12 protein-coding genes are annotated in these 12,229 nt (G+C 60.5%); 4 read left to right on the top strand and 8 right to left on the bottom strand.

The window, feature by feature from the left end; all coding sequences use genetic code 11:
* Nucleotides 1–16: 16 nt before the first annotated feature.
* Nucleotides 17–913, bottom strand: coding sequence for a site-specific tyrosine recombinase XerD (gene xerD, locus GIW79_RS00900; RefSeq protein WP_020301360.1), 897 nt, complete (start codon nucleotides 911–913; stop codon nucleotides 17–19).
* A 107-nt stretch (nucleotides 914–1,020) separates the two neighbouring features.
* Here xerD and GIW79_RS00895 point away from each other — a divergent pair, with 107 nt between their 5' ends.
* Entirely contained in the window at nucleotides 1,021–2,829 is a 1,809-nt protein-coding gene (locus GIW79_RS00895) for a cation:proton antiporter (RefSeq protein WP_034128639.1), read from the top strand.
* On the opposite strand, the gene GIW79_RS00890 is transcribed toward GIW79_RS00895, so the two are convergent.
* From GIW79_RS00890 to ffh, 6 genes are all read right to left on the bottom strand, one after another.
* Entirely contained in the window at nucleotides 2,830–3,243 is a 414-nt protein-coding gene (locus GIW79_RS00890; RefSeq protein WP_003193963.1) for an acyl-CoA thioesterase, read from the bottom strand. It abuts the gene before it with no gap.
* Nucleotides 3,244–3,325: 82 nt separating this feature from the next.
* Nucleotides 3,326–3,676, bottom strand: coding sequence for a 50S ribosomal protein L19 (gene rplS / locus GIW79_RS00885; protein ID WP_003175895.1), 351 nt, complete (start codon nucleotides 3,674–3,676; stop codon nucleotides 3,326–3,328).
* Nucleotides 3,677–3,721: 45 nt separating this feature from the next.
* On the bottom strand, nucleotides 3,722–4,495 hold the full coding sequence (gene trmD / locus GIW79_RS00880) for a tRNA (guanosine(37)-N1)-methyltransferase TrmD (protein WP_153475158.1): 774 nt from the start codon (nucleotides 4,493–4,495) through the stop codon (nucleotides 3,722–3,724).
* Nucleotides 4,477–5,013, bottom strand: coding sequence for a ribosome maturation factor RimM (gene rimM, locus GIW79_RS00875; protein WP_003175898.1), 537 nt, complete (start codon nucleotides 5,011–5,013; stop codon nucleotides 4,477–4,479). The genes trmD and rimM overlap by 19 nt, the downstream gene beginning before the upstream one ends.
* A gap of 5 nt (nucleotides 5,014–5,018) precedes the next feature.
* On the bottom strand, nucleotides 5,019–5,270 hold the full coding sequence (gene rpsP / locus GIW79_RS00870; RefSeq protein ID WP_003175899.1) for a 30S ribosomal protein S16: 252 nt from the start codon (nucleotides 5,268–5,270) through the stop codon (nucleotides 5,019–5,021).
* Nucleotides 5,271–5,521: 251 nt separating this feature from the next.
* A complete protein-coding gene (gene ffh / locus GIW79_RS00865) occupies nucleotides 5,522–6,898 on the bottom strand; it encodes a signal recognition particle protein (RefSeq protein WP_003193965.1) in 1,377 nt (458 codons plus the stop codon).
* 232 nt (nucleotides 6,899–7,130) lie between these two features.
* Here ffh and GIW79_RS00860 point away from each other — a divergent pair, with 232 nt between their 5' ends.
* The 3 genes from GIW79_RS00860 (at nucleotide 7,131) to GIW79_RS00850 (ending at nucleotide 10,870) form a co-directional block, all read left to right on the top strand.
* On the top strand, nucleotides 7,131–7,943 hold the full coding sequence (locus tag GIW79_RS00860) for a cytochrome C assembly family protein (protein ID WP_034115853.1): 813 nt from the start codon (nucleotides 7,131–7,133) through the stop codon (nucleotides 7,941–7,943).
* Between the two features lie 12 nt (nucleotides 7,944–7,955).
* Nucleotides 7,956–9,194, top strand: a complete 1,239-nt coding sequence (locus GIW79_RS00855; protein WP_089042376.1) for a transporter associated domain-containing protein — start codon at nucleotides 7,956–7,958, stop codon at nucleotides 9,192–9,194.
* A 365-nt stretch (nucleotides 9,195–9,559) separates the two neighbouring features.
* The gene (locus tag GIW79_RS00850; protein WP_003193968.1) at nucleotides 9,560–10,870 is read left to right on the top strand and encodes an MFS transporter; all 1,311 of its coding nucleotides are present in this window, start codon (nucleotides 9,560–9,562) and stop codon (nucleotides 10,868–10,870) included.
* A gap of 121 nt (nucleotides 10,871–10,991) precedes the next feature.
* Here GIW79_RS00850 and purT read toward each other — a convergent pair whose 3' ends face one another.
* The gene (gene purT, locus GIW79_RS00845; protein ID WP_054918313.1) at nucleotides 10,992–12,173 is read right to left on the bottom strand and encodes a formate-dependent phosphoribosylglycinamide formyltransferase; all 1,182 of its coding nucleotides are present in this window, start codon (nucleotides 12,171–12,173) and stop codon (nucleotides 10,992–10,994) included.
* Nucleotides 12,174–12,229: the final 56 nt, after the last annotated feature.

Genomic DNA, 12,229 nt, shown 5'->3' with positions numbered 1-12,229 from the left:
GCCATTTCTGACGGTTTTATCCGCGCGGGTGGTGCTTGGCGTGCATGTCCTGCAAACGTGCGCGTGCCACATGGGTGTAGATCTGGGTTGTGGATAAGTCGCTGTGCCCAAGCAGCATTTGCACCACGCGCAAATCCGCACCGTGGTTGAGCAAATGGGTGGCGAACGCATGGCGCAAGGTGTGGGGTGACAGCGCTTTGCCGATCCCGGCCACCTTGGCCTGGTGCTTGATGCGGTGCCAGAAGGTCTGGCGGGTCATCTGCTCGCCGCGCTGGCTGGGAAACAGCACGTCGCTGGGGCGCCCCCCAAGCAGCTCGTGGCGCGCATCGCGCATGTAGCGCTCGACCCACACAATCGCCTCCTCGCCCATCGGCACCAGCCGCTCCTTGCTGCCCTTGCCCATCACGCGCAACACGCCCTGGCGCAGGTTGACCTGCTCCAGGGTCAGGCTGATCAGTTCGGTGACGCGCAGGCCGCAGGCATACAGCACCTCCAGCATGGCACGGTCGCGCTGGCCGATGGCCTCGCTCAGGTCCGGGGCCGCGAGCAGGGCATCGACGTCGGCTTCCGACAAGGATTTGGGCAACGGCCTGCCGAGTTGCGGCATGTCGATTTGCAGGGTCGGGTCGACGGCAATGAGTTTTTCCCGCAGCAGGTAGCGATAAAAGCCACGCACGCCGGAGAGGAATCGCGCAGTGGAGCGCGGTTTGTAGTTCTGCTCCAGGCGCCAGGCCAGGTGATCGAGGATCAACTCGCGCCCGGCATTGATCAGTTCGAGGTTTTTCTCCTGCAGCCAGCCGTTGAACAGCGCCAGGTCGCTGCGGTAGGCCTGGCGTGTGTTGTCCGACAGGCCTTTTTCCAACCAGAGGGCGTCGAGGAAGCGGTCGATCAGGGGATGGTCAATGGCAGGCATGGGCACTCAAGCGACTTAGCACAAGGCAATACGCGTATTATTTAAGGAACTGTGACAAGAGCCATTAGTCTTTCATAGCCCGCTATTTCAAGGAACAGGAAGCTTTAATGAACGAACAACAGATTTTGTTGGCTTTTGGCGGCATTGGCGTGGCCGCACTCGGCTGCCAGTGGCTGGCCTGGCGCCTGAAACTGCCGGCGATTCTGTTTCTTCTGCTGAGCGGGATTCTGGCAGGGCCGATACTCGGATGGCTCGACCCGCAAGAAATGTTCGGCCCTCTGTTGATGCCGTTGGTGTCGTTGGCAGTGGCGCTGATCCTGTTTGAGGGCAGCCTGACCCTGCACCTGTCGGAATGGAAGGAAATCGGCAGCGTCGTCCACCGGCTGGTCACCGTCGGCGCACTCTCGACCTGGGCGGTGATCACCCTGGCCACCCACTGGCTGCTGGGTTTCGACTGGATGCTGGCACTGCTGTTCGGCACCCTGACACTGGTCACCGGCCCAACCGTGATCGTGCCCATGTTGCGTGTGGTGCGTCCCAAAGCCTCCATCGCCAACATCCTGCGCTGGGAAGGCATCGTTATCGACCCGATTGGCGCACTGCTGGCGGTAGTGGTGTATAGCTTCATCATCGCCAGTGCATCGGGCGACGGTTTGAGCCACAGCCTGCTGACCTTCGGCGGCGTTATCCTTTGCGGCAGCCTGTTCGGCATCGCCGGTGGCTGGGTACTGGGGCAGATCATGCGCCGCCAGTGGTTGCCGGAATACCTGCATAACCTGGCGACACTGGCGGGCGTGCTGGGCATCTTCATTGCCTCCAACCAGGTGATGCATGAGTCCGGCCTGCTGGCGGTCACGCTGATGGGCATGTGGATGGCGAACATGAAAGGCGTGGATGTACGACACATCCTGCACTTCAAGGAAAACCTCAGTGTGTTGCTGATTTCCGGGCTGTTTATCCTGCTGGCGGCACGCCTGGACCTGAACGCCATGATCGCCCTGGGCCCGTTCGTGTTGATCCTGCTGTTGATCATCCAATTCATTGCACGCCCGTTGAACGTGGCGCTTTCGACCTTTGGCTCGGGGTTGAACTGGCGCGAGCGCGCGCTGCTGGCCTGGATCGCCCCACGGGGCATTGTGGCGGCGGCGGTGTCAGCGATCTTTGCGATCCGCCTGGATGAGGCTGGCCACGAAGGCGCGTTGTTGCTGGTGCCGCTGACCTTCGCGGTGATCATCGGCACCGTGGTGCTGCAAAGCGCCACGGCACGCCCCTTGGCCCGCCTGCTGAAAGTCGCCGAGCCGGCGCCCAGCGGCTTCCTGATCGTGGGTGCGAACGGCCCGGCGCGGGCACTCGGTAAAGCGTTGCAGCAATTGGGCAGCCGCGTGTTACTGACGGATTCCAGCTGGGAAAACATCCGCGCCAGTCGTATGGAAGGCTTGCCTACGTACTTCGGCAACCCGGCTTCCCAGCATGCCGAGTCCCATCTGGACCTGGTCGGCCTGGGACATCTGCTCGCGCTCTCGCCTTCTGGCGAACTGAATGCCTTGGCCACCATGCGTTTTCGCCATGACTTCGGCCATCGCCTGTTCGCCCTGGCCAGCAGCCAGGAAAACCGTCGCACCGACAAGCACAAGGCCAGCCATGAACACCGTGGCCATTTGCTGGGCAGCCAACCTTTGAGCTACACCAAACTGGCCAGCCTGTTGGGCCAGGGCGCCGAACTGTATAGCACCAACCTCACCGACGGCTTTGGCTGGGAGCAGTACCAGGCGTTGCACGGCGAGCGGGCTACCTTGCTGTTTGCCCGGGACACCAGCGGCTGGGTGCATGTGGTCTCGCCCGAGAGCAATTTGAAGCCTGTAGCGGGCTGGACCTTGCTGGCGGTCATTCAACCGCAGGCCAGCACCACCGAGTAATCAGTCAACAAAGCCAGGCAGTACCGGGACAGGGCGTTTATCTGCGTCAATCGCGACGAAGCTGAACACGCCCTGGATCGCCTTTTCACGGCCATCAGCGCTCATGCTCTCGACGAACACTTCAACCTCGACCTTGAGGCTGGTGTTGCCGACCTTGATCACCCGACCGATCAGCTCAACGATAGAGCCGGCCGGGATCGCGTGGTTGAAGTCGATACGGTCGGTGGAGACTGTCACCAAAGGTAAGCGACAGAAACGCGTGGCGGTGATGAACGACACTTCGTCCATCCATGCCAGGGCGGTGCCGCCGAACAGGGTGTTGTGGTGGTTGGTGGTGGGCGGGAACACGGCCTTGGTCACGTGAGTGACGGACAGGTCGGTACGGCGTTGGATTTCTTCGAGGCGGGTGGTCATGGGTCAATACCGGCGTATAGGCAAATTTCAGGCACAAAAAAGCAGCCCGTAGGCTGCTTTTTTCTGCATCGGGAAGCTGGACTTAAGCCAGTTTTTCCTTGATGCGAGCTGCTTTACCGGACAGGTCACGCAGGTAGTACAGCTTGGCTTTACGTACGTCACCGCGACGCTTGACGGCCATGCTGTCGATTTGCGGGCTGTAGGTCTGGAAAGTACGCTCTACGCCAACACCGTTGGAGATTTTACGAACAGTGAAAGCACTGTTCACACCACGGTTACGCTTGGCGATTACCACGCCTTCGAACGCTTGCAGACGCGAACGGTCGCCTTCCTTCACTTTCACCTGAACGACAATGGTGTCGCCCGGGGCAAAGGTAGGGATCTCTTTGGTCATCTGCTCTGCTTCGAGTGCAAGGATGATTTTGTTAGTCATGCTGTGCTCCTAAGGTAAGTCAATGGACCTACCATCGATACGTTGTTAACTATCGTCCCGCGCGAGGATGTATTCCTCGAGCAGCTTCTTCTCTTCTCCAGAAAGCGAGCGGCTTTCCAGAAGATCGGCGCGTCGTTCATAGGTCCGACCAAGGGACTGCTGTAAACGCCAACGCCGGATGTGTGCGTGATTGCCACTTAGCAATACGTCGGGAACACGCTGATCCACATACACCTCCGGACGGGTGTAGTGCGGGCAATCCAGCAAACCATCCGTGAAGGAATCTTCCTCCGCGGAGTCCGCATGCCCTAAAGCTCCGGGCAGCAGTCGTGTAACCGCATCTATCAGGACCATCGCCGGCAGCTCGCCGCCAGACAGGACATAGTCCCCAATCGACCACTCTTCATCGACATGAGCTTCAATAAAACGCTCGTCAATGCCTTCATAGCGACCGGCAATCAGGATCAAACTTTCCTCATTCGCCAGTTCGCGTACCGCCGCCTGTTTCAGCTGACGGCCTTGAGGGGACAGGTAAATTACCTTCGCCTTCTCCCCGGCGGCTGCCTTGGCCTGAACCAACGCGTCTTCCAGGGGCTTGATCTTCATCACCATGCCCGGGCCACCGCCAAATGGGCGATCGTCCACAGTGTGATGTCGATCCGTCGTGTAGTCTCGCGGGTTCCAACAGGTGAGCTGCAACAGCCCCTGTTTCACCGCCCGACTGGTGATGCCGTACTCGCTGATGGCGGAAAACATCTCGGGAAACAAACTGATCACTTCAATGCGCAAATTAGCCACGCTTAGAAGTCCGCGTCCCATTCCACCTTCATCTCGCCCGCGGCCAGGTCGACGGCCAACACGCATTGCTCGGTATAGGGCAATAGGCGTTCGCGATCATCCAGGCTGCCAGCGCAAGGCTTGACCACCATTACATCATTGGCGCCGGTTTCCAGAAGATGATCGATTTTCCCCAGCAATTGCCCGAGTTGATCAATAACCTTCAGACCTTCCAGCTGGTACCAGTAGTACTCGCCGTCGGTCAATTCAGGGAACAGGTTGCGCGGCACGCAGATCTCATAACCGGCCAGAAGACGAGCTTCTTCACGATCATCAAGACCCTTGAGCTTTGCGACCAGGAACTTGTCGCTCCCGCGTCCACTGACCAGCTCAACCTGCTTCACACTACCCTCGCGCTTGAGCGTCCAGGTTTTGTACTGCAACAGGTTTTCAGTCGGATCCGTAAAGGAATACACCTTCACTTCGCCGCGAACGCCATGAACAGAGTAAATCTTGCCGATAACGATCAAATCATCAGCAACAGCTGGCGTCGCGTTCATATTGCTCAGGCTGCGGCCTTAGCCGAGTCCTTCAACAGTTTTGCAACGCGCTCGGATGGCTGTGCGCCAACGCTCAGCCAGTAGGCTACGCGCTCTTGGTTCACGGACAGACGAACTTCTTGACCACGAGCAACAGGGTTGAAGAAACCAACCTGTTCCTTGTGCGAACCGTCACGCGGGTTGCGGCTGTCGGTTACGGTCAAGTGGTAAAACGGGCGCTTTTTGGAGCCGCCAAGGGCAAGACGGATTGTTAGCATGTGAACATCGTTCCTGTAGTCGGTGCTGCAAATCTAAATGCACAGCGGGCATAGGTGCCCGAAAGGCCGCATATTCTAAGGAATATCCGGACTTTTGCAAATGTCTTTTTCTGGCGCCTATCAGCGTGCCATTCAGATCTGCTATAGAGCCGTCGGTTAAAACGGCGAGTCAGCGCCCGCCAACGGCGGGTTTGCTGGAGATCCCACATCCTTGTGGGGCGGAGCGCAAGCAAGGCTTGCGCTCGAATACTTTACATTTTAGGCATGCCGCCGCCGGGCAACATACCGCCCATGCCGCGCATCATCTTGGCCATACCGCCCTTGGCGGAGAATTTCTTCATCATCTTCTGCATCTGCTTGTGCTGCTTGATCAAGCGACCGATGTCCTGCACCTGGGTGCCGGAACCCATGGCGATCCGGCGCTTGCGCGAACCGCTGATCAGCTCAGGGTCGCGGCGCTCGGCCGGGGTCATAGAGTTGATGATGGCTTCCATCTGCTTGAACTGTTTCTCTGCCGCGCCCTGGGCGTTGCCCATTTGCGCCAGGTTCACACCGCCGATGTTGGGCAGCTTGTCCATCAGGCCGCCGAGGCCGCCCATGTTCTTCATCTGTTGCAGCTGGTCGCGGAAGTCTTCGAGATCGAAGCCCTTGCCCTTCTTCAGCTTCTTGGCCAGTTTGTCGGCCTTGTCCTTGTCGAGCGTGGCTTCGGCCTGCTCGATCAGGCTGAGCACATCACCCATGCCGAGGATGCGCGAGGCGATACGCTCAGGGTGGAACGGCTCGAGCGCTTCGCTCTTCTCGCCCATACCGATGAACTTGATCGGCTTGCCAGTAATGGCACGTACCGACAGCGCGGCACCGCCACGGGCGTCGCCGTCGACCTTGGTGAGGATCACGCCGGTCAGCGGCAGTGCGTCACCAAAAGCCTTGGCGGTGTTGGCCGCATCCTGGCCAGTCATAGCGTCGACCACGAACAGGGTCTCGACCGGGTTGATCGCGGCATGCAGCGCCTTGATCTCGCCCATCATCTCTTCGTCGATGTGCAGGCGACCGGCGGTATCGACGATGACCACGTCGATGAACTTGAGCTTGGCTTCTTTAATAGCGGCGTTGGCGATGTCGACCGGCTTCTGGCTCAGGTCGGACGGGAAGAAGGTCACGCCCACTTCGCCCGCGAGCATTTCCAACTGCTTGATGGCCGCCGGACGGTACACGTCGGCCGATACCACCATCACGGATTTCTTCTTGCGCTCTTTGAGGAAGCGCGCCAGTTTGCCGGCGGTGGTGGTTTTACCCGCACCTTGCAGGCCCGCCATCAGCACGACGGCTGGCGGCACGGCACTGAGGTTCAGGTCTTCGTTGGCCGCGCCCATCAGGCTTTCGAGTTCGGCCTGGACGATCTTCACAAAGGCCTGGCCCGGGGTCAGGCTGCGGGACACTTCGGTGCCGACCGCACGCTCCTTGACCGAGTTGACGAAGTCCTTCACCACCGGCAAAGCCACGTCGGCTTCCAGCAACGCCATGCGCACTTCACGCAGGGTGTCTTTAATATTGTCCTCGGTCAGCTTGGCCTTGCCGGTAACGTGGCGCAGCGTCTGCGAGAGACGGTCAGTCAAGTTTTCAAACATGCGCGATCCTTTCAGGCCCTATTCATCGAAATGCAGGTAGACCGAGGTAATGGCGGCCCAGGCTGGGGGAAATCGCTATTAAAAACAGCGTTCGCCGAGCCTGCGGCGTGGGCAGGTCGCGGATTATAGCGAAGACTGCGCCCATGCACACCCGCTGTCTGGCCCGGGAGTCTTTCGTGCAACGCAGGTGTGTGCCAAACTCAACGCCTTTCGGGCTTGCCTACCAGGATTTATGCTCCCCTTGTCACCCAGTTTGCTACCCAGCCTCGCCGCCGCCATTTTGTATGCCGCTGCGACCCTCTATCAGGGCACTCGTCTGGCCCAAGGCACCAAAGCGGACAAACGTCTGCTCGTCGGCCTTGGCGTGCTGGCCCTGCTGGCCCATGCCGCCAGCCTGTTCACCCACCTGATGACCCCGGTCGGCCTGGGCCTGGACTTTTTCAGCGCCGCCAGCCTGATCGCCGCGGCCGTCATCGCGCTGACGCTGCTGGCCTGCTACCGGATTCCGGTGGAGAACCTGCTGGTGCTGCTATTCCCCCTGGGAATGCTGACGGTGCTGCTGGCGCAGTTCACCCCTACTGGCACCGTACAGGTGATCGACGAGGAGCCGGGCATCCTTGCCCACATCCTGTTGTCGATCCTCGCCTACGGCATGTTCACCATCGCGGTGTTCCAGGCCCTGCTCCTGCTGCTGCAGGATCACCAGCTCAAGCACAAGCACCCGTCCGGGTTGATCAAGAACTTCCCGCCGCTGCAAACCATGGAAAGCCTGCTGTTCGGGTTCCTGTGGGCCGGCTGGACCCTGTTGTCGCTGTCGCTGATCTCAGGCTGGCTGTTCGTCGAAAACCTGTTTGCCCAGCACCTGGTGCATAAAACCTTGCTGGCGTGCCTGGCCTGGGTCGTGTTCAGCGTGCTGCTGTGGGGGCGCAACCGCCTCGGCTGGCGTGGGCACAAGGCCATCCGCTGGACCCTGGCTGGTTTCTGCCTGTTGATGCTGGCCTATTTCGGCAGCAAGCTGGTTCGCGAATACATCCTGCATATCTGACGGGCAGTGATCATGGACAACTTGCCCTTAGGGCCGATGCTCGCCGTAATTGCCCTGCTGATTTTGTGGGCGGCGCTGTTTACCGCCATTGAAGCCGCGCAACAACACCTGCTGGCCCTACGCCCTGGCACACGCCAGGGCGACAAGGCGGCCGCACGCCTGAGCTTCCCGCGCCATAGCCTGATCCTGTGCAACAGCCTGTGCCGCGCCGCCGTGGTGATTCTCTGCACCCTGCTGGCGATCTATGCCTGGGCAGAGAACGGGCCCTGGCTAGGCTGGCTGATTTCCTGCGCAGGGCTGCTGGTGCTGGCCGACTACCTGCCACGCACCCTGGCTACCCGTCACCCCCAAGCAGTGCTGGGCTTTGGCAATACCTTGCTGGGCGTGCCGCTGAAAATCCTTTACCCGCTGGCCTGGCTGCTCAATGGCATCAGCCAGCTGTTATTGCGCCCGTTTGCGCGCAAAGCCGGCATGGTGAAAAACAGCGACGAGCCCCTGCCCGACCATGATGACGACCCAGAGCCCGACACCGACGCCGACCGCACTCCCGGCCTGCCCGGTATCCATGCCCTGGACAACATCACGGTCAACGACATCCTGGTGCCGCGCAGCGAAGTGGACGGCATCAACCTTGATGAGTCGATAGAAGACATCATCGAACAGTTGCGCACCTCGCCGCGCACCCGCCTGCCCGTGTTCCACAGCGACATCAACCAGGTGCAGGCCGTGCTCAATACCCGGCAGGTCCAACACCTGCTGCCCGACGCCAGCCTGACCAAAGAGGCCCTGCTCGCCGCCTGCCACGAGCCTTACTTCGTGCCGGAAAGCACGCCGTTGCAGCTGCAACTGCTGAATTTCCACAAACAGCAGCGGCGCCTGGGCATGGTGGTGGACGAGTACGGTGAAGTGCTGGGCATTGTCACTCTGGAAGATATTCTGGAAGAGATCGTCGGCGAATTCGAAAGCGATCAGGCGGTGGATAACCCGCATATCGAAGCCCAGCCCGATGGTCGCTACATCATCGACGGCGCCGCCTCGATCCGCGAACTGAACAAAAGCCTGGGCTGGCACCTGCCCAGCGACGGCCCCAAGACCCTCAACGGCCTGGTGACCGAAGCGCTGGAAACCATTCCCGATTGCGCGGTATGCCTGAAAGTCGGCCGCTATCGCCTGGAAATCCTCGAGACCGAGGACAACCGGGTGAGCAAAGTATTGATCTGGCATACCAGCCACGTGCCAGTGGCCGCCTGACCTCAGCAGGCTCAACCCGGTCAATGTGGGAGCTGGCTTGCCTGCGATGCAGGCGACTCGGTCCTTCAGTTGAACCGAGAGGATGCTATCGCAGGCAAGCCAGCTCCCACATTGATCCAGTTCCAGGCCATAGATCCTCGCCAGCCCCTTGTTGGATCCTTAGGCCCCTTCCTATAATCCCTGCGGCTTACCCAAGCCCCGCCAGACCGCGTGCTATCCGCACCCAGCGTGTCCTGGTACCGCCTTACCATGTCCGACCGGTGTTTGCTCCCATCCCGAGCCGCCCCGCGCACAGCCCTGATCCATGGGTGTTCGACCAATAATAATCCGCGTCCAAACGCGCAATAACCGTCAGGGATAACGTCATGAGCACCACCTACCAAGAGGCTGCGAGCGCCGCACCTGCCAACTCGACCGCCCGCGTCGCCACCGCGAGCATCGTCGGCACCGCCATTGAGTTCTACGATTTCTACATCTACGCCACGGCTGCCGCCCTGGTGATCGGCCCGGTGTTCTTCCCACAGACCTCCGGCACCGCGCAGATGCTGGCATCGTTCCTGACCTTCGGTATCGCTTTTATCGCCCGCCCTCTGGGGTCGGCGTTGTTCGGTCACTTCGGTGACCGTATCGGCCGTAAATCAACCCTGGTGGCTTCACTGCTACTGATGGGTGTATGTACTACCTTGATCGGCTTGCTGCCGGGCTACGACAGCATCGGTGCCTGGGCACCGATCCTCTTGTGCGTATTGCGCTTCGGCCAGGGCCTGGGCCTTGGCGGAGAATGGGGCGGCGCGGCCTTGCTGGCGACCGAGAATGCTCCCAAGGGCAAGCGCGCCTGGTTCGGCATGTTCCCGCAACTGGGCCCGTCGATAGGCTTCCTGGCGGCCAACGGTTTGTTCCTGATTTTGGCCATGAGCCTGAATGACGAGCAATTTCGCAGCTGGGGCTGGCGCATTCCGTTCATCCTCAGCGCCGCACTGGTGATGGTGGGCCTGTACGCACGCCTCAAGTTGCATGAGACGCCGGTGTTCGCCAATGCAGTGGCCAAGGAAAAACCAGTGAAAGTGCCGCTGGTAGAACTGTTCAGCCAGCATTGGCTGCCGGTACTGCTGGGCGCCGCGTCGATGGTGGTGTGCTATGCGCTGTTCTATATCACCACCGCGTTTTCGTTGAGCTACGGCGTTTCCACCTTGGGCTACAGCCGTGAAACCTTCCTCGGCCTGCTGTGCTTTGCGGTGCTGTTCATGGGACTGGCAACGCCATTGGCCGCCTTGGCCAGTGATCGCTACGGGCGCAAGCCGGTGCTGATCGTCGGCGCGGTCCTGGCGATTCTGTCGGGCTTTACCATGGAGCCTCTGCTGACCCATGGCTCGACCTGGGCCGTGGCGCTGTTTCTGGCGTTGGAGCTGTTTTTGATGGGCGTGACCTTCGCACCGATGGGCGCGCTGCTGCCAGAACTGTTCCCGACCCGCGTGCGTTATACCGGTGCATCGGCAGCGTATAACCTGGGTGGGATCGTGGGGGCCTCGGCGGCGCCGTTCTTCGCGACCAAGCTGGTGGCGATGGGTGGTTTGAGTTATGTCGGGGGATATGTATCGGCAGCAGCGTTGCTGAGTTTGATTGCGGTGCTGTGCCTGAAAGAGACGCGGGATAACGACTTGAACAAGGTCGCCTGACCCCATGCTCGTTCCCACGCTCTGCGTGGGAATGCAGTTAGGGACGCTCTGCGTCCCCAAGCGCGACGCAGAGCGTCACAAGAGGCATTCCCACGCAAAGCGTGGGGACGAGCGTGGCGGCTTAGAGCTCTACAACAACTGCTTGGGAAGCACGGGTCGCCTTGGCCCGAGCTGCTTCAATCGACTCATCCCGCGCCAGTGCCACGCCCATGCGGCGCTGGCCGTTCACTTCAGGTTTGCCAAACAGACGCAACGCTGTATCCGGCTCGCTCAGCGCGGCGCCGAGGTTGGCGAATGCAGTCTGGGTGGATTGCCCTTCCACCAGGATCACCGCCGACGCCGAAGGCCCGAATTGACGGATCAACGGGATCGGCAGGCCGAGGATGGCGCGTGCGTGCAAGGCAAACTGCGACAGGTCTTGGGAAATCAGGGTCACCAGGCCGGTGTCATGGGGGCGCGGCGACACTTCGCTGAACCACACCTGATCGCCCTTGATGAACAATTCCACGCCAAACAAGCCACGGCCACCCAAGGCTTCGGTCACGGCTTTGGCAACGCGCTCGGACTCTGCCAAGGCAATCGGGCTCATGGCCTGTGGCTGCCAGGATTCCTGATAGTCGCCCTTCTCCTGACGATGGCCCACCGGCGCGCAGAAAGTGGTACCGCCGATGTGGCGCACGGTCAGCAGGGTGATTTCGTAGTCGAAGTCGATAAAGCCTTCGATGATCACCCGACCCTTGCCGGCACGCCCGCCTTCTTGGGCGTAGTCCCAGGCTTTCTGCACGTCGTCGGCGCTGCGCAAAAGGCTCTGGCCCTTGCCCGACGAACTCATCACCGGCTTGACCACGCACGGAAAGCCCAGGTCCTGGACGGCCTTGCTGTAATCTTCGAAGGTATCGGCGAAGTGGTACGGCGAGGTCGGCAGGTCCAGTTCTTCGGCGGCCAGGCGACGGATGCCTTCACGGTTCATGGTCAGCGACGTGGCACGGGCGGTCGGGATGACGGTAAAGCCTTCGGCCTCCAGTTCCACCAGAGTGGCGGTGGCGATGGCTTCGATTTCCGGCACGATGAAATGCGGCTTCTCCGCCTCGATCACCGCACGCAATGCGGCCCCGTCGAGCATGTTGATCACATGGCTACGGTGCGCCACCTGCATGGCCGGCGCATTGGCGTAGCGATCCACGGCAATCACTTCAACGCCCAGGCGCTGCAGTTCGATTACCACTTCCTTGCCCAGCTCACCGCAGCCACACAGCAAAACGCGGGTCGCGGTTGGCGACAATGGAGTTCCGATTCGGGTCATCTCAGGTCCTCAGGGGAGCGGATCATGGGGGAGAAAGGCGGGCATTTTACATGAAC

This window comes from Pseudomonas sp. PA-7-1E (assembly GCF_021605325.1).
GTDB classification, from domain to species: Bacteria; Pseudomonadota; Gammaproteobacteria; order Pseudomonadales; family Pseudomonadaceae; genus Aquipseudomonas; species Aquipseudomonas fluorescens_BV.
This window is presented reverse-complemented; position numbering and strand designations above follow the sequence as displayed.

Excerpts from the sequence above, each read along its gene's own strand:
- GIW79_RS00850 (WP_003193968.1), top strand. The coding sequence starts at position 9,560 with ATGAGCACCACCTACCAAGAGGCTGCGAGCGCCGCACCTGCCAACTCG.
- xerD (WP_020301360.1), bottom strand. The coding sequence starts at position 913 with ATGCCTGCCATTGACCATCCCCTGATCGACCGCTTCCTCGACGCCCTC.
- GIW79_RS00860 (WP_034115853.1), top strand. The coding sequence starts at position 7,131 with ATGCTCCCCTTGTCACCCAGTTTGCTACCCAGCCTCGCCGCCGCCATT.
- rpsP (WP_003175899.1), bottom strand. The coding sequence starts at position 5,270 with ATGCTAACAATCCGTCTTGCCCTTGGCGGCTCCAAAAAGCGCCCGTTT.
- ffh (WP_003193965.1), bottom strand. The coding sequence starts at position 6,898 with ATGTTTGAAAACTTGACTGACCGTCTCTCGCAGACGCTGCGCCACGTT.
- GIW79_RS00890 (WP_003193963.1), bottom strand. The coding sequence starts at position 3,243 with ATGACCACCCGCCTCGAAGAAATCCAACGCCGTACCGACCTGTCCGTC.
- purT (WP_054918313.1), bottom strand. The coding sequence starts at position 12,173 with ATGACCCGAATCGGAACTCCATTGTCGCCAACCGCGACCCGCGTTTTG.
- rimM (WP_003175898.1), bottom strand. The coding sequence starts at position 5,013 with ATGAACGCGACGCCAGCTGTTGCTGATGATTTGATCGTTATCGGCAAG.
- GIW79_RS00895 (WP_034128639.1), top strand. The coding sequence starts at position 1,021 with ATGAACGAACAACAGATTTTGTTGGCTTTTGGCGGCATTGGCGTGGCC.
- GIW79_RS00855 (WP_089042376.1), top strand. The coding sequence starts at position 7,956 with ATGGACAACTTGCCCTTAGGGCCGATGCTCGCCGTAATTGCCCTGCTG.
- rplS (WP_003175895.1), bottom strand. The coding sequence starts at position 3,676 with ATGACTAACAAAATCATCCTTGCACTCGAAGCAGAGCAGATGACCAAA.
- trmD (WP_153475158.1), bottom strand. The coding sequence starts at position 4,495 with ATGGGACGCGGACTTCTAAGCGTGGCTAATTTGCGCATTGAAGTGATC.